Raw genomic sequence first — 16481 nt, 5'->3', positions numbered from 1 at the left:
TTAAGTTTATGATGTGAATTGTATTTTAGCGTTTATGTACAACTAGAAAAGCTCGGGCCGTTACCTTTCCTGGGTTTTTTATGGAGTGCTGAATGTCGGCGGGGTAGCGTAGTGTATCCCCTGTGGTCGCTTGTGTTCGTACCTCTTCTTGGAGTATCACTTCCATCTGTCCTTCTATAACCGACAAGTGCTCCTGCGTACCACGAACATGCGCTTCAGATTCTAGATGGCTACCGGGTTGAATGATTAGCTGATACCACTCAAATTCAGTGGCCGTATCTACAGGGTTGAGTGCAATCAGTTCACAGCCCTGATCTTCGCTGTGCATTCTCGGTGTGTTGATAGCATCTTGCCTCATGATTGTTGGGGGCTGGTTTTCTGTGCTGCTATGCGCCAAATCATCAATGCTAACGCCTAATGCCTGAGTAATATTCCATAAGTTTGTGAACGTAGGGTTGGCGTTGCCTCTCTCTATCTCTGATAACATTGAGCGTGACACATTAGAAAGCTCGGCAAGCTGAGACAGGTTAAGCCCAAGTGTTTTGCGGCGTTGCTTCATGGCTAACCCAAGGTTTGGTGTACTTCTCTGGCTCACTGACAACTCCTACCGTTTTATCAAAATTAGCACTCATGATAAAACACTCGGCAGTTTTTGTCCTTCAGGTGTTTTTTAATCTGCTGCATGTATATAAGCTTTTGTTGATATTTGTCATATCTCCTTGTGATAACTGAGAGGATAATCATTCTCATTATCTTTCATGGTGAGGTGGCTAGTCGTGACTCTTGACTCTTTAGCACGTGGGCAGTCTAGAAAAATCGTGGATATTTGTGGTTCTGGCGATTTTCGACAGCGCTTGGCGACGCTGGGTATCTTGCGTGGACAGGTTATTCAGTTATCAGCTGTATCCCCTTGGGGAAACCCTAAAGTCTACCAATTGGGGCGACAGAAAATCTGCTTACGAAATGAAGAAGCAGTCTGTATTCAGGTAGCAGATAATGACTAAAACACATTTCACTATTGCGCTGGTGGGTAATCCTAATTGTGGTAAAACCTCGTTGTTTAACCTGCTCACAGGTGCGAGGCAGCGGACCGGAAATATGGCGGGCGTTACCGTTGATATTAAGCAGGGTACACGTGAGTATGAAGGCCTAACGCTGACATTTGTGGATCTCCCCGGTATTTACTCGTTAAGCCAGAGTCGCGTGGAAGAGCGGGTTACACGAGACTACTTGCTATCCACACCACCCGATTTTATTTTGAATGTACTCGATGCCAGCCATCTTTCACGTCATCTGGCGTTAACAACACAGTTGCTGGAGCAAAGCTTACCTACCTTACTTGCACTAAATATGATGGATGAGGCGGCACGTTTGCGCCAAGTGCCCGACCTAAAAGAGTTGTCTCGCCAGTTGGGTGTGCCTGCGTTGGCGAGTGATGGTCGCAATATCAACATTATTAAACCTTTGCTTAACCAGCTAGTGGCCTCATTGCTGGCAAGTAACCAGCATCAGTCATCATTGATATCTACTTTTCATGCATTAGATATCGTTTATGAGCCTCATATTGAACAAGCCGTCGAACAGCTGCAACTTGCTGATTTGCCTCGCTGGAAGGCGATTCAGTGTCTAGAAGCGCAAGGCGATATTGGTTTTCAATTAACTGAGAATGCGCAAAAGGCAATGACTAGTGCGTTGAAAATGCTGGCAGAGCGCCATGATGAAACCGCGACCGAAATGATTACCGCGGGGCGTTACGGTTATATACATGGTTTATTTCATGAAATAGATGAGAACCATGTGGATATTAGCCGTATTGATAGTTGGCTGGATAATATTACGCTTAATCGCTGGCTGGGTTTACCACTGTTTTTTATAGCATTGTGGCTGATTTTTGAAGCAACGTTTACTTTTGGCGCTTATCCCGCTGGTTGGATTGAGCAGGGTGTTTCTCTATTGGGTGATGGTGTGACTTGGCTGTTACCTGATAGCTTATTTAGGGCCGTTATTACTGATGGTCTGTTAGCAGGCGTTGGCGGAGTTTTAGTATTTTTACCTAATGTGGTGTTGTTGTTCTTTTTTATCGCGATCTTAGAGCAAAGCGGTTATATGGCGCGTGCGGCGTTTCTCACTGATAGAGTCATGAGTAAGGTGGGGTTACATGGAAAAGCGTTCGTACCTTTGGTGATGGGGTTTGGCTGTAATGTACCGGCAATTATGGCAACACGAACGATTGAGGAACCCCGAGCACGCTTGATTACTATTTTGATCAATCCTTTTATGAGCTGCTCGGCACGTTTACCTGTGTATGTATTATTAGCAGGGATATTTTTCAAGAATAATGCGGGCAGCGCTCTTTTTGGAATTCATATGCTAGGTATTATGGTTGCATTCATGATTGCCGCATTGTTGTCTCGCTGGTTACCTGCACAACCTAACGAAATTTTTATTATGGAACTGCCGCCGTGGCGTTGGCCATCATGGCGATCATTAGCGTTACATGTGTGGGATAAAGTGAAAGATTTCCTGCAAAAAGTCGGCGGTGTGATTCTGGTAGGGTCTTTGGCGGTATGGGGGTTGCAAACATTCCCGATGCAAGCTGAGATGTCATTTCTGGAACAGTTGGGGCGCTGGATGGCGCCGATATTTGCTCCCTTGGGTTTTCAGTGGCAAGAAACTGTCGCGCTGCTTTCTGGATTTTTAGCAAAAGAGGTTATTGCAGCAACGCTGGCGATGGTTTATCAGGTTAATGCTGAAGATATTGGTGGTTTACAGTTAGCGATACAGGCGGGCTTGGCACCTGCTGCTGGGCTAGCTCTCATGGTGTTTACCTTGTTGTATATGCCTTGCTTGGCAACGCTTGCTGTTATTCGCAGGGAGACCGGCAGTTGGCGTTGGGCGGTTTTGTCTATTGCTTTAGGTTTAGTCTTAGCTTGGGTCGGTGGCTGGTTAGCATTTACCATAGGAAGTTTACTCCTGTAAAAGTTGATTCAGGTCACATCTGGTTAATTATTAATCATGCATGGCTTGAATCAACCAGCAAGTATCCCCATATCAGATGCAAAGAGACAGCAGCTCCGTCATATTGTGAGCTGCTAACAGGAGATACTTATCTATGAGACCCGATAAATTTACCTCAAAACTCCAGGATGCGTTAAGTGAAGCGCAATCGTTGGCCGTTGGCAAAGATCATAACTTTATAGAGCCGATTCATTTACTTGCGGCGTTTTTACAGCAGCAGGATGGTTCTGTTCGGCCACTGTTAGCGCAGGCTGGTGCAGCTTTGCCGCAGCTTACGCGTAGTGTTGGTGAGGCCTTAGAGCGTTTACCTCAAGTTCAAAGCCCAGACGGTGAAATTCGACTATCCCAGAATATGGCGCGCATTTTTAATCTGACGGATAAGTTAGCACAAAAACGTGCTGATCAATTTATAGCTAGTGAGCTAATCGTATTGGCAATGCTAGAAGATAAAAGTGATGCCGGTAAAGTGTTAAAAGATGCTGGAATTACTAAACAATCTTTGGAACAGGCTATTAATAATATGCGTGGTGGGGATAGTGTGAATGACCCTAATGCTGAAGGCAGTCGTCAGTCGCTAGATAAGTACTGTATTGATCTAACCGAACAGGCTGAATTAGGTAAGCTGGACCCTGTAATTGGTCGTGATGATGAGATTCGCCGTACGATACAAGTATTGCAGCGAAGAACTAAAAATAACCCCGTATTAATCGGCGAGCCTGGTGTAGGTAAAACGGCTATTGTTGAGGGTTTAGCTCAGCGCATTATAAATGGTGAAGTACCTGAAGGCCTGAAGCGTAAAAAAGTATTGTCTCTTGATATGGGTGCACTGATTGCCGGAGCTAAGTTTCGTGGTGAGTTTGAAGAGCGCCTTAAAGCTGTATTGAATGAACTCTCTAAGCAAGAAGGGCAAATAATTCTCTTCATCGATGAACTGCACACGATGGTCGGTGCCGGTAAAGGCGAAGGCGCCATGGATGCCGGAAATATGCTGAAACCCGCTTTGGCGCGAGGCGAGTTGCATTGTGTCGGCGCAACAACGCTGGATGAGTATCGACAGTATGTAGAGAAAGATGCTGCCCTTGAGCGACGTTTTCAAAAAGTACTTGTAGATGAGCCAACAGAAGAAGATACGGTCGCTATCTTACGTGGCCTTAAGCAACGCTATGAAGTGCACCATGGAGTGGAGATAACCGATTCTGCCATCATTGCGGCGGCTAAATTATCACAGCGCTATATTACTGATCGGCAGTTGCCTGATAAAGCGATTGATCTTATTGATGAAGCGGGTTCGCGTATTCGAATGGAAATGGATTCAAAACCTGAGGACTTGGACCGTTTAGAGCGTCGCTTAATTCAGCTGAAAATGGAGCGCGAAGCGCTTAAAAAAGAGAAAGATGGCGCAGCCCGTAAGCGCCTGACAGAGCTTGAAAAAACGATTGACTTACTGGAACGTGAGTTTGCCGATTTGGAAGAGATCTGGAAAGCTGAAAAAGCCGCTTTGCAAGGCTCTCAAAAGGTTAATGAGGCGCTAGATCAGGCGTTAGTTGAGTTAGAAAAGGTTAAACGAAGCGGTGACCTTGCGAAAGCGTCAGAACTGCAATACGGCATTATTCCTGAATTGCAAAAGCAGTTGGCGGCGGCCAGTGAAGCAGAAGAGGCGGGGCAGGAAAATAATAAACTGCTGCGTAATAAAGTCACGGAAGAGGAAGTTGCTGAGGTCGTTTCGCGTTGGACCGGTATACCTGTGAGTAAAATGCTCGAAGGTGAGCGTGAAAAACTATTGCGCATGGAAGATGCCTTACATCATCGTGTGGTCGGCCAAAGTGAAGCAGTGGTAGCCGTATCAAATGCAGTACGTCGTTCACGAGCAGGGTTAGCTGATCCCCATCGCCCAAATGGTAGTTTCCTGTTTTTAGGCCCTACTGGTGTGGGTAAAACAGAACTTTGTAAAGCATTAGCTACTTACCTGTTTGATACCGAAGAAGCCATGGTGCGTATAGATATGTCAGAGTTTATGGAAAAACACTCTGTCGCTCGGCTGATAGGGGCTCCTCCTGGTTACGTCGGTTATGAAGAGGGAGGGTATTTGACGGAGGCTGTACGTCGTAAACCGTATTCTGTTTTACTACTGGATGAAGTAGAAAAGGCACACCCAGATGTTTTCAATATTTTACTACAAGTATTAGAAGATGGTCGTTTGACAGATGGGCAAGGAAGGACGGTTGATTTCAGAAATACTATCGTTGTCATGACATCAAACCTAGGTTCTCACCTTATTCAGAACTTCAGTAGTGATGATGATTATGGCTTGATGAAAAGAGCTGTGATGGAAGAGGTGGGTTCCCATTTCCGCCCTGAGGTTATTAACCGTATAGATGAAGTGGTGGTGTTCCACAGTCTGCGTAAAGAGCAGGTGGCTGGTATTGCTACTATCCAGTTGGAGCGTTTACGTCAGCGTTTGGCTGAGCGAGATTTAACCTTGACCCTGACATCTACAGCACTTGATAAGCTGGTGGAAGTCGGCTTTGAACCAATCTATGGAGCGCGCCCCCTTAAACGAGCGATTCAGCAATGGATTGAAAACCCGTTGGCTCACGCGTTATTGGCCGGTAAATATTTACCCGGTACTGAGATAGCGGTCGATGTAGAGGCGGGAGAGTTCGTTTTTCGCTAAATGACTAAACATTTCTGTAAAGCCCGCTGATTTAGCGGGCTTTTTTATGTTTGTATTCTGCTGATTACTGGTGAATAGCATTTTTATGGCCTACTTTAATGGGTGTATATTGATAAAAATCCCGGTAGTAATTGCCTAAAGGCAGATCGGTTGTAGAGAGTAGTAAATGGAAAATTTGAAAGTATTGATCGTTGATGATGCAAAATTTATTTGCGAGCTAGTCTCTAAAATAGTGAGTGATGCTTTTCCCCAGTCTGTGGTTAAGGCCGCTTTTAATGGTGAAGAGGCTCAGTCGCTACTTTCTTCAGAAACATTTGATATTGTCCTGTGTGATTGGGAAATGCCTAAAATGAGTGGTTTGGAGGTACTCGAATGGACGCGCTCACAACCGCAATATAAAACAGTTCCGTTTGTCATGATAACCAGTCGTGGTGAGCGAGAATACGTGCTTAAAGCGATTCATGCGGGTGTTAATGACTACTTAGGTAAACCGTTTACTAATGAGCAGCTAGTCCAAAAAATGAATAAGGTGTTGGGTAAGCAAGCCGCACCAGATAAAGCAAAACAAGCTAAAGCCGCTAAGATGCTGCAGCAAGAGCGCGCCAAAGTTGAAGTGACGCCAAAAAGCGTATCAAAACCTAAAGGTATGGCAAATTTGCGTGTTCGTGATCAGGTGTTTAAGTGTGCGATTAAAGATATGAGCCTGAAGGATGTGCTGGTGGTAGTGAAAAATGCAGGTGTTTTTCCGCAAGTACTGGATCAGGCCGTGATCGACATTGAGCAGCTATCGGGCGATAGTGTGGCAAGGGTTAATGGGTTTATACAAATGGTACAGGCAGCAGACCCACATATAAACTCTGCGTTTATCAATATCAAGGTCACCCTAGTTGATGATGACCCTGATAAAATGGCACATCTTTCTAAATATATCGCCAGTGTTCGCTAAGCTTTATAGTAGCTTTTATACCATTCAATAAACTGACGTACTCCCTCTTCAATAGGGGTCGCTGGCGTAAATCCAGTTGCTTCACTGAGTGCGTCAATATCTGCAAATGTTTCGACTACGTCACCGGCTTGCATTGGCAAGTACTCTTTAACAGCGGTCGTGCCTAAAGAGGTTTCAATTTGCTGAATAAAATATTCCAACTCGACAGGCTGGTTATTTCCGATATTGAAGATTTTATAAGGCGCAGCACTCTCGTCGCCTTTTCCATCCCAGTCGGGGTTTTGTTGTGGGATGATATTCTGAATGCGTACAATACCTTCAACTATGTCATCAATATAAGTAAAGTCGCGGCGCATTTTTCCGTAGTTAAATACTTTAATAGCTCTTTCTTCTGAGATCGCACTGGCAAATAACATCGGCGCCATATCAGGTCGTCCCCATGGACCGTACACCGTGAAGAAGCGCAAGCCTGTAGTGGGAATGCTATAAAGATGTGAATAGCTATGTGCCATCAGCTCGTTACTTTTCTTGGTAGCGGCATAAAGCGAAGCGGGATGAGTTACTTCATCTGTGGTTGAGAATGGGATCTTAGTATTGGTGCCGTATACTGAGCTAGATGAAGCGTAAACCAAGTGCTCAACCGCAAAGTGACGACAGCACTCAAGAATTACTAACATGCCAAGCAAGTTAGAACTGGCATAATCAAAGGGTTTATTGATTGAGTGTCTTACACCCGCCTGCGCACCTAAGTGAATAACACGTTGAATGGCTTCATCGGCAAAGATTTTTTCTACACCTTCTTTATCAGCAAGGTCACATTTATAGAAGGTGAAATCAGAATAAGGCTTTAATAAAGCTAAGCGATCCAGCTTTAATTGTGGATCGTAGTAATCATTTATATTGTCTAGGCCAATAACTTGATGGCCCTTTTTCAGCAGGCGTTGAGCTACATGAAAGCCGATAAATCCTGCTGCACCGGTTACCAAAAAACGCATTGTGCCTACTCCTGATTACATCTATTTAAGTGGTACATGACCGAAAGAAGCTACCATAGTCGGCAGATTTATTGCTTATCGTTTTAACCTAGGTAGCCGTTGGTTAAAAGTGAGTTTATGATAAATATAACCTAAACTGACAGCGGATGCTGCAATAGCAAAAATCCAAGTATGGGGGAAGCCCCCGTCATAATTTATCAATGTAATGGCGCACCCCGCATGAATGATTAAGAGGACGGCATAAAATCGACCTTTGAATACATCTTGCCAGCGATCACATAGCTTAAGACCCGTCCAGGCTGAAACAAGCCCACCTGCCGCTCCCATGCATACGTCTGCAGGCCAGTGAACACCGACAGCCACGCGTGACCAGCCTATAAATAAGGCGGTTATTAGAATTAAGCCTTGTATAACTCGATTGGTGGTTAGTCTTGTTAATAAGCCTGCTGCTGCAAATGCAGTTAAGGTATGACCAGAGGGCATACTTTTTTTGCTGATGCTCGAGCCAATTAATTGAAAACTTCCAGGTTCAAGAACTCCTGGTGGTCGCGGCGTAGCTAGCCAAGGCTTTATGCCGTGTGTAATGAGTGTACCAACAATGGCGGTGATCAGTAATGCCAATAGCAGATGTGGATAGCGGTACGCAAATAGCAGCGCTAAGGTTAGAACAACGAGCGTGTCTCCCATGAAAGAGAGATGTTCCCAGATAATAGCTGGCAGTATAAAGCTCAAAGTTTGAGCAGTATAGAAGCCTGTTTGTAAGCCGTTGCTTAATAGCAATGCGCAGCCAAGCAGGAAGCAAACCGCTGCAAGAATTAACAGAACCTGGTCAAATGCTTGCGGCTGCGGCCACGCTGCATTAGCTGAGCTAACATGCTGCTTGAATGTTGTAGTTCTGGGTATGTAGCGCAGCCCCATAAATGTGCTATTGCTAGAGTCACTCATAAAGATTGATTACTCATAAGAATAAAGGGCAACACCGCCTTTAGCATAAAGGCGTACTGGGTTGGCTGTTGGGTCCAATAAAGACAGGTCTTTATTGATGCGGGTGAAAACAAGTTCTCCGCGTTGTGGTTCTCTGCGAGGCACAATGGCGTCTCTATAAACGGAAAAGCTGGGCATGTTGATACCATAGCTAACGACAGGGCCACCCAATTTTTTAGCCAGTAGCGCTGCTTCTCGAACAGGCTCTTGCTGAGCGGCGCCCAATAAGGGGAGAAGCAGGAAATTAAATACCAGCATAGTGCCTGCTGCACCCATTAAAAGCCTTGAAGGGTAATCTGTTTTTCTCAACAAAAATAATGAAATGACTATACATAATCCGATAGCCGTCATAGCTTGAAATATGATGCTGTATTCGAGTGCTGCAAGCTCCAGTACCGCTATATCAAAAGGCTTGTGCGATTGGCTTGCTGCATAGTCAAACAATAGTGGCAATAGGCTCACAAATAGGATGGTTAGGGCGGGAGCAAGCAACGACAAAAAACCTACATTAAGTAGGTGTCTTGCCATCAAAAACAACACCGGTGTAATGCCGTAAAGAATGTAATGTGGAAGTTGTGTTTTTGAGAATGAGAAAATCGCTAATACTAATAAAAACCAAGTAAGTAGAAATAACTCAAGCTCTTTGGGGCGTTGATTAAGCAGCGATTTAATCACCGGTGCTATTAACCCGGTGAAAGGTGTCAATAACAGTGGTAGCAGCATGACATAGTAATAAGGTTTACCACCGTGGCTTTCCATGGTGCTACTGAAGCGGTCAATATTGTGCTTTAAGTAGAACCCTTTAAAAAACTCCCACCCTTGGTCGAGATAGACAGCTATGTGCCAAGGAAGGACGATGATGATAAAGGTGGTGATAATAATGGGATGAAAAACAGCTTTTAGCCAGTCTTTAAAGCGCCCTTCAGAGGTGAATAAAACAAAGCTGGCAATGAGTGGTAGGGCGCAAGCAACAGGGCCTTTGGTGAGAAATCCTAATCCCAGCCAGATGCCAATCCTAAATAAGGTGCCCTTATCTGCACGTTGATAATAGCGGTAGATATCAAAGAAGGCGGCGCATAATAAAAAGTTCAGCAGTGCGTCTGCAATCGCGGCTTTAAAAATAATACTAGCCAGTGGCAGTGATGCCAGCAACCATACCATCAAGCGTGCTTCTGTTTCATTTCTTTGTTCTTTAACAAAGCGGTAGCTTATCCAAATCCAGGCAAGTGCAGCTAGACATGATGGAAGCCGTAGACTCAAAGTACTGAGGCCAAAATTTGAGACGCTAAGCGCTTGCAGCCAATAGATCAGAATAGGTTTATCATGGCGAGGCACGCCATTCATGTAGGTAGAAATCCAATTTCCGGTTTCTAACATCTCACGAGTGGCAGTAGTAAAAGCACCTTCATCTAGATCGAATAAAGGCAACCAGGCGGCATAACCAAAAGTACTGACAAGTGCCAGTACTATTAAGATAGGTGTGGATAACAGGAGCTTGAATAGCCCCTGTTGTGGTAGTGCGTTATTCACACCACCCCCTTTGTGTCGGAGCATTAGGCGATGGCCGTACGGGCATTTGAGCATGTGCAGTACTGCGAGTCAGAATCTCTGCCAATACCCCAGTAGTTACTAGCTGAGCACTGGTCATTACAAACAAAATGCCGGTGAAGAGTAATGGACGATTCCCGATATCTTCTTCAGTAAATAGCTTTACACCAAACAAGTAAGTAAGAATCAAGCCGCCAATAGCGCCTAAAAATAAACCGATCGAGCCAAAGAAATGACCAGGGCGGCGTGAAAAGCGCATAAAGAAGAACACCGCTAGCAAGTCCAAAATTACGCGAATGGTACGTGATATACCGTATTTAGATGTGCCGAACTGGCGAGCACGATGGTTAACGGGCATATCGCTAATACGGTCAGGCGATGTGACACAAGCAACCCACGCAGGAATAAAGCGATGCATTTCGCCGATTAAGTGAACCTGTTTGATGACCCACGAACGATATACTTTGAGGCTGCAGCCGTAGTCATTAACATAGACGCCGGTGTTTTTACGAATTAACCAGTTGGCAATGCGAGATGGGAGCTTTCGATTAATCGCGCCATCTTGACGATCTTTGCGCCAGCCGCTGATCATATCTAGGTCACGTTCTTCGAGTGCAACAATTAGCTTAGGAATGTCAGCGGGATCATTTTGCAAATCCCCATCCAGTGTTGCTATCAGGTCTCCGCGTGCGGCATCAATACCTGCTTGCATTGCAGCTGTTTGGCCGAAGTTGCGGGCAAAATGGATTGCATTAATGTGACTGCCATATTCCGCTACTGCTTTATCTAGTGCCTGAGTCGTACCGTCGTTACTACCGTCGTTAACAGCAATAAGCTCCCATTTTCCAGGATAATCTTTTAGTGCCGCATGTACCTCTTCCATGAAGGGTTTGATGTTCTCTTCTTCATTATAAAAAGGAACAACAACCGAAAGGCTTTGGCTGCATGGGTCAGTAGAAGCATGGTTTACTTCGTGGGTGGTTGTACCTTCAGGTGTATCAATTGTGTCGATCATATTGAGATATCCTCTCTCGTTGGCTTGGCAACGGGAATCCAGAAACATAACAGAGCAAACAGTGACGTTGCTCCTAGTATAAACAGGTGTAAGTTAACGGCCAGCCCCAACACATCTGAGCTGAGTAATCCTATGGGAGCCAGTCCAGCCATAAAAGCGGCTTCAAAACTACCGCTTCCAGCAATACCATGGATGGGTAATATACTACTTAGTTCCGCACCTAATACACCCGCGAGTGCTTCAAAGGTGCTGAGTGACTGTAATGCACGGGTAATCATGATCAGCGCAGCGAGTTTGCAGCCCCAAGAAAGAAAGGTCCAGAGAACAACGCGCATGAACTGCTTTGTATCCTTTGGTGCTGTGAGTTGTAACTGCTTGATGATGGGCTCAATTTTTGGGTAAAAAGAGTGCTGGATAATCCAAACTCGTCCTTTGGTACGATAAATTGCATAAATTACAAGTAATGAAACGATACCTAGAGCGGTTCCAATAAGCGCCAATGTCGGGAAAAAATAGCTAAAAGTGATGACGATAAGCGTGCCTGCAATCATCAAATCTAATACTCTGAGCCATACTAGGCGAGCAAAACCCTCAGCAAAACCTACCGAAAAATAACGTTTCATTAGTATAGGGAAAAGGCCTTCACCTAATCTCATCGGTAGCATATTGTTTGCGTATAAGTGCAAAACGCTCAGTTTTAATACGGCTATAAAACGCCCGTGTAATGCCGGTTGGCAAAGATCGTATATACGCCATGCACGTAATAAGTAGCTGCACGCAAAAAGAGCTAGTGCTGGCAATAATGTGCTGGTAGGTACCGCTTGCCATTGTGTTAATACTGCTTTCCAGCCAACAATGTACTCAACAGCAATTAACATAATGATAAAAATCAGAATGCCAAGTAACCAGGGTAAGCGTTTGCGTTTTGAAAACAGGCTGTCTTGAGTGTCTGTTTGCATATCATCTATACGAAAAGTGACAAAGTTGAGCATTGTACCTTTTGCATAAGGGATATGGCAGCGATAATGGTCAGGAATATAACCAAATAGAGGTGTTAGAGTGCTGAGCTATCAACATGGCTTTCATGCCGGGAATTTTGCAGATGTGCATAAGCACATGATACTGGCGTTAATGATTGAAGCACTTAATGCTAAGGATAAGCCGTGGAGCTACCTTGAAACGCATGGCGGTTGTGCGCTTTATGATTTGTCAGATGAGCAAGCTCAAAAAACAGGTGAATTCCTTGAGGGTATTAATAAGCTTTGGGATAAAGCTAATATTCCAGAAGCGCTTCTCCCTTATATGGAGCAAGTAAGAGCAGTGAACGCGGAGGCTACTTTACAGTTTTATCCAGGTTCGCCATCAATAGCGACTATGATGGCGCGCCCGTCTGATCGCTTAGCGGTGATGGAACTGCACCCCGCTGAGTACCAGCGTGTTAAGCAGCATTTTAAACGTCAGCCACAAATGGCTGTACACCACCGAGATGGTTATGAAGGCGTTATGTCAATGATGCCGCCAAAGCCTAATCGTGGCCTAGTCTTGGTTGATCCGTCTTATGAAGTGAAAACAGAATACAAGCAGGTAGCTAAATTTGTGAGGCAATTGCTTACGCGTTGGCCAAATGGGAGCGTGGCTATTTGGTACCCACTGTTAAAAGCAGGCCATCATCAAGAAATGTTGGATAACATTGCTGCATCAGGTATTCGAAAAGTCTATCAATCTGAGTTCTTCGTAAAGGGTTCTGATTCACAAAGGATGTACGGAAGCGGTATGTTGCTGATTAACCCACCTTGGCAGCTTGATCAAAAAATTGATTCAGTTATGCCATGGTTGCATAAGAGTCTGGCACTAAAAGAGGCGGGTGAGCCACAAGGTCAGTGGCTCGTGCCGGAGTAAGCGCTTAATAAAGAGCGGTTTCGTCTTTTACAATGTCTTTTAACAGATCAAGAAACATCTCATCTGCTTCGCTGTGTTCTATAGGAATTTTGACGTTAGTGAGTGAAGATAGCTCATCCGCAATAAGGACGTTTGCGTTAGGGCTGTTGAGGTGTTTGCGTGCTATATCCTTAGCAATGGCGCATATTTCTGGTTCAGAAAATACTTTACGAATGAATAGCGTTAGTTCTTTAATAACTCGCTCTTTGTTTTTTATTTCGGCAATACTCATTAGGTAATCTCCAGCTTTTTTCAGACAATATAACCTGACTTTCGTCTATGTGCATCTGCTGTATGCAAAGTGTGTTCCTAGAGTTGATCAATAGTGCGCAAAATGCGAGAATGTTGGGCTGTTTTTCTTCGTTCGTTTGCAGTAGGAAATCCCGACACAAATGGCGAAATTAATGTTGGTAAATTGGGTTAGTAAATTCTTTTTTAAAACATTATAAGCACTACCCAGCTTAAGTTTCAGAAAGTCTGCCGGTTAAGACGATCCTTAACCTGCATTCATCCGAGCATGGGCCATTACACAAGGTGTGCTTTTGGTTTTCCGCTGTTCTTGCGTCATCATCGCACAGCGGCTTTAACATGTTCATTATTGCAGAATCTCTGAACTGTTTACTCACCGACGAGGTCGGTGTCGACTAGAGGGTAAGAAAGTGGAATTACTATCAGGCGCAGAAATGGTTGTTCGCGCTCTTCGTGACGAAGGCGTGAAATTTATTTACGGATATCCCGGCGGAGCGTTGCTTCATGTCTATGATGCGATTTTTCAGCAGGAAGAAGTAGAACATGTTCTTGTGCGCCACGAACAAGCGGCAACGCATATGGCCGATGCATATGCACGTGCTACCGGCAAGGCGGGTGTTGCGCTCGTAACATCTGGGCCGGGAGCTACAAATGCGGTTACAGGTATCGCAACGGCTTATATGGATTCAATACCAATGGTGGTTATTACCGGACAGGTAATGAGTCATCTGATTGGTGAAGATGCGTTTCAGGAAACAGACATGATTGGTATTTCTCGCCCAATCGTGAAGCATAATTTTAGCGTTAGTCATGCTGAAGAAATCCCTGAAATAATCCGTAAGGCATTTCATATTGCACAAACAGGGCGCCCCGGTCCTGTGGTTGTCGATATCCCTAAGGATATGACCAACCCGACAGATCGTTTCCCTTATGTGTTTCCAAAGCAAGTGAAGCTGCGTTCTTATAATCCAGTGACCAAAGGTCATAGTGGTCAAATTAAGAAAGCGTTCGATTTGTTGATGAGTGCTAAACGCCCAGTTATTTACACGGGTGGCGGTGTCATCATGGGTGATGCTAGTGAGGAATTAACTGAGCTGGCTCAAGCGCTGAACTACCCTGTGACTAACACATTGATGGGGCTTGGCGGATATCCTGGAACGGATCGCCAGTTTGTTGGTATGTTAGGAATGCATGGTAGCTATGAAGCGAATATGGTTATGCATCATAGTGATCTTATTTTGGCTATTGGGGTGCGTTTTGATGACCGTGTTACCAATGGTGTTGATAAGTTCTGCCCAACAGCAAAAATTGTTCATATTGATGTAGATCCAGCATCTATTTCTAAAACAATTCGTGCAGATGTGCCCATTGTTGGTCCAGCGAAATCTGTTTTGGACGAGTTATTACAACTGCTTAAAGCTAGCAAGAAAACTCCGGATGAAGAGTCGACTAAAGCTTGGTGGGCTCAGATTGAGGAGTGGCGCCAGCGTCATGGCGGTCATTACCGTACGGATGATTCTGAGAAGATGAAGCCGCAACAGGTCATCGAAATGCTTAGCAAGGTGACTGGTGGTGATGCATACGTTTGCTCGGATGTTGGTCAGCATCAGATGTTTGCTGCACAGTACTATAAGTTCAATAAACCTAATCGTTGGATTAACTCTGGTGGTTTGGGTACGATGGGCTTTGGTCTGCCAGCAGCGATGGGTGTGAAAATGAATTTCCCGGATGCTGATGTTGCCTGTGTGACAGGGGAGGGTAGTATCCAGATGAATATTCAGGAACTATCAACCTGCAATCAATACGATATCCCCGTCAAGATTATTTGCTTGAATAACGGCTCGTTAGGTATGGTTCGTCAGTGGCAAGATATGAACTACGAATCTCGCCATTCTCAATCTTATATGGAATCATTGCCTGACTTTATGAAGCTGGTTGAGTCGTATGGGCATGTGGGTATTAAGGTTGAGAAATACTCGGAACTGGAAGCGGCAATGGAGAAAGCTTTTGCCATGAAAGATCGTTTGGTATTTATGGATATCACGGTTGATCAGCATGAGCATGTATATCCTATGCAAGTGCCGCGCGGTTCTATGCGTGACATGTGGTTGAGCAAAACGGAGAGGACTTAAATATGCGTCATATCATTTCTGTTCTTCTTGAGAACGAACCGGGTGCTTTGTCTCGTGTCGTTGGATTGTTTTCTCAGCGCAACTTCAACATCGAGTCCCTAACAGTAGCACCGACAAACGATGAGACCTTGTCTCGTCTGACGGTCACTACCGAAGGTGATGATCGTGTTGTTGAGCAAATTACTAAGCAGCTTAATAAGCTTATTGATGTTGTTAAGGTAGTTGACCTGACTGAAGGTGAGCACATTGAGCGCGAGCTGATGATGATCAAATTCAAGGCCTCGGGCGCATTTCGTGCTGAGGTTAAGCGTACGGCTGATATTTTCCGTGGCCAGATTATCGACATTACACCCAATACTTATACTGTGCAGTTGGTGGGCTCTAGTTCAAAATTAGATGCTTTCATTGATTCATTAGGTTCTACCAGCATTATGGAAGTAGTGCGTTCGGGAGTGTCTGGTATTGCGCGTGGTGAGAAGGTGTTGAGCCTGTAACATCTTAAGGTGATTCTCAAAAAGCCGTTCCATAGTGGAGCGGCTTTTTTGTATCTACATAAAAAACGCAGAGAGAGAGAAGCTAATGGGTACTCCTTTTCAGGTCATGAGTAAGGTGCGTGATTACGAATTAGATATGCAGGGTATTGTTAATAATGGCGTTTATTTCAATTATTTAGAGCATGCGCGCCATGAATTTTTAATAACAAACGGTGTGGACTTTGCGGCTTTAGCGGAGCAAGGTATTCACCTTGTCGTTATTCGCTCGGAGATGGACTATAAGGCTTCTTTAAGGAGTGGTGATGAATATGTAGTGAGTGTGGCTGTTGAGCGTCTTGGTAAGGTTAGATTTGGTTTTAGGCAGGAGGTTGTTCGTTTATCAGATCAAAAGCTATGTGTGAGTGCATTAGTAATCGGTACTGCGCTCAATGAGCGAGGGCGTCCTTATATTTCTCCTGAAATAGAGGCGTTGTTTGGTGAATAAGCAG

General features: G+C 44.7%; 15 protein-coding genes. 8 read left to right on the top strand and 7 right to left on the bottom strand.

What is annotated here, in order from left to right:
- Positions 1-25: 25 nt before the first annotated feature.
- Positions 26-595, bottom strand: a complete 570-nt coding sequence (locus NEJAP_RS17390; RefSeq protein WP_201348399.1) for a helix-turn-helix domain-containing protein — start codon at positions 593-595, stop codon at positions 26-28.
- 181 nt (positions 596-776) lie between these two features.
- Here NEJAP_RS17390 and NEJAP_RS17385 point away from each other — a divergent pair, with 181 nt between their 5' ends.
- From NEJAP_RS17385 to NEJAP_RS17370, 4 genes are all read left to right on the top strand, one after another.
- Positions 777-1004, top strand: a complete 228-nt coding sequence (locus NEJAP_RS17385) for a FeoA family protein (RefSeq protein ID WP_201348398.1) — start codon at positions 777-779, stop codon at positions 1002-1004.
- Positions 997-2979 (top strand): ferrous iron transport protein B, encoded by a 1983-nt coding sequence (feoB, locus tag NEJAP_RS17380; protein WP_201348397.1) that lies wholly within the window; start codon positions 997-999, stop codon positions 2977-2979. Before NEJAP_RS17385 ends, feoB begins: the two co-directional genes overlap by 8 nt.
- 133 nt (positions 2980-3112) lie before the next feature.
- Entirely contained in the window at positions 3113-5692 is a 2580-nt protein-coding gene (clpB, locus tag NEJAP_RS17375) for an ATP-dependent chaperone ClpB (RefSeq protein ID WP_201348396.1), read from the top strand.
- Between the two features lie 166 nt (positions 5693-5858).
- On the top strand, positions 5859-6638 hold the full coding sequence (locus tag NEJAP_RS17370; RefSeq protein ID WP_201348395.1) for a response regulator: 780 nt from the start codon (positions 5859-5861) through the stop codon (positions 6636-6638).
- Here the strand turns inward: NEJAP_RS17370 and NEJAP_RS17365 are convergent.
- The 5 genes from NEJAP_RS17365 to NEJAP_RS17345 all read right to left on the bottom strand — a co-directional run bounded on the left by NEJAP_RS17365 (position 6635) and on the right by NEJAP_RS17345 (position 12172).
- Positions 6635-7633 (bottom strand): NAD-dependent epimerase, encoded by a 999-nt coding sequence (locus NEJAP_RS17365; protein WP_201348394.1) that lies wholly within the window; start codon positions 7631-7633, stop codon positions 6635-6637. The two genes, NEJAP_RS17370 and NEJAP_RS17365, sit on opposite strands and share 4 nt — an antisense overlap.
- 75 nt (positions 7634-7708) lie before the next feature.
- Entirely contained in the window at positions 7709-8578 is an 870-nt protein-coding gene (locus NEJAP_RS17360; protein WP_201348393.1) for a phosphatase PAP2 family protein, read from the bottom strand.
- A gap of 9 nt (positions 8579-8587) precedes the next feature.
- Positions 8588-10147: an ArnT family glycosyltransferase gene (locus tag NEJAP_RS17355; RefSeq protein WP_201348392.1), complete on the bottom strand. Its 1560-nt coding sequence runs from the start codon at positions 10145-10147 to the stop codon at positions 8588-8590.
- Entirely contained in the window at positions 10140-11180 is a 1041-nt protein-coding gene (locus NEJAP_RS17350) for a glycosyltransferase family 2 protein (RefSeq protein WP_201348391.1), read from the bottom strand. Before NEJAP_RS17350 ends, NEJAP_RS17355 begins: the two co-directional genes overlap by 8 nt.
- Positions 11177-12172: a lysylphosphatidylglycerol synthase transmembrane domain-containing protein gene (locus NEJAP_RS17345; protein WP_201348390.1), complete on the bottom strand. Its 996-nt coding sequence runs from the start codon at positions 12170-12172 to the stop codon at positions 11177-11179. The genes NEJAP_RS17350 and NEJAP_RS17345 overlap by 4 nt, the downstream gene beginning before the upstream one ends.
- A 67-nt stretch (positions 12173-12239) precedes the next feature.
- Here NEJAP_RS17345 and NEJAP_RS17340 point away from each other — a divergent pair, with 67 nt between their 5' ends.
- Positions 12240-13079 carry a 23S rRNA (adenine(2030)-N(6))-methyltransferase RlmJ gene (locus NEJAP_RS17340; protein WP_201348389.1) on the top strand — a complete coding sequence of 280 codons (840 nt, stop codon included), beginning with the start codon at positions 12240-12242 and terminating at the stop codon, positions 13077-13079.
- 4 nt (positions 13080-13083) lie between these two features.
- Here the strand turns inward: NEJAP_RS17340 and NEJAP_RS17335 are convergent, their stop codons facing one another.
- Entirely contained in the window at positions 13084-13350 is a 267-nt protein-coding gene (locus NEJAP_RS17335) for a hypothetical protein (RefSeq protein WP_201348388.1), read from the bottom strand.
- A gap of 427 nt (positions 13351-13777) precedes the next feature.
- Here NEJAP_RS17335 and NEJAP_RS17330 point away from each other — a divergent pair, with 427 nt between their 5' ends.
- From NEJAP_RS17330 to NEJAP_RS17320, 3 genes are all read left to right on the top strand, one after another.
- Positions 13778-15499, top strand: coding sequence for an acetolactate synthase 3 large subunit (locus NEJAP_RS17330; protein ID WP_201348387.1), 1722 nt, complete (start codon positions 13778-13780; stop codon positions 15497-15499).
- 2 nt (positions 15500-15501) lie between these two features.
- Positions 15502-15993 (top strand): acetolactate synthase small subunit, encoded by a 492-nt coding sequence (gene ilvN, locus NEJAP_RS17325; RefSeq protein WP_028470424.1) that lies wholly within the window; start codon positions 15502-15504, stop codon positions 15991-15993.
- A gap of 85 nt (positions 15994-16078) precedes the next feature.
- A complete protein-coding gene (locus tag NEJAP_RS17320) occupies positions 16079-16477 on the top strand; it encodes an acyl-CoA thioesterase (protein ID WP_201348386.1) in 399 nt (132 codons plus the stop codon).
- Positions 16478-16481: the final 4 nt, after the last annotated feature.

Origin of the sequence: Neptunomonas japonica JAMM 1380, assembly GCF_016592555.1 — a bacterium.
Taxonomy (GTDB): domain Bacteria; phylum Pseudomonadota; class Gammaproteobacteria; order Pseudomonadales; family Balneatricaceae; genus Neptunomonas; species Neptunomonas japonica_A.
The sequence above is the reverse complement of the archived record's forward strand: the minus strand, read 5'-3'. Positions and strand labels throughout refer to the sequence as shown.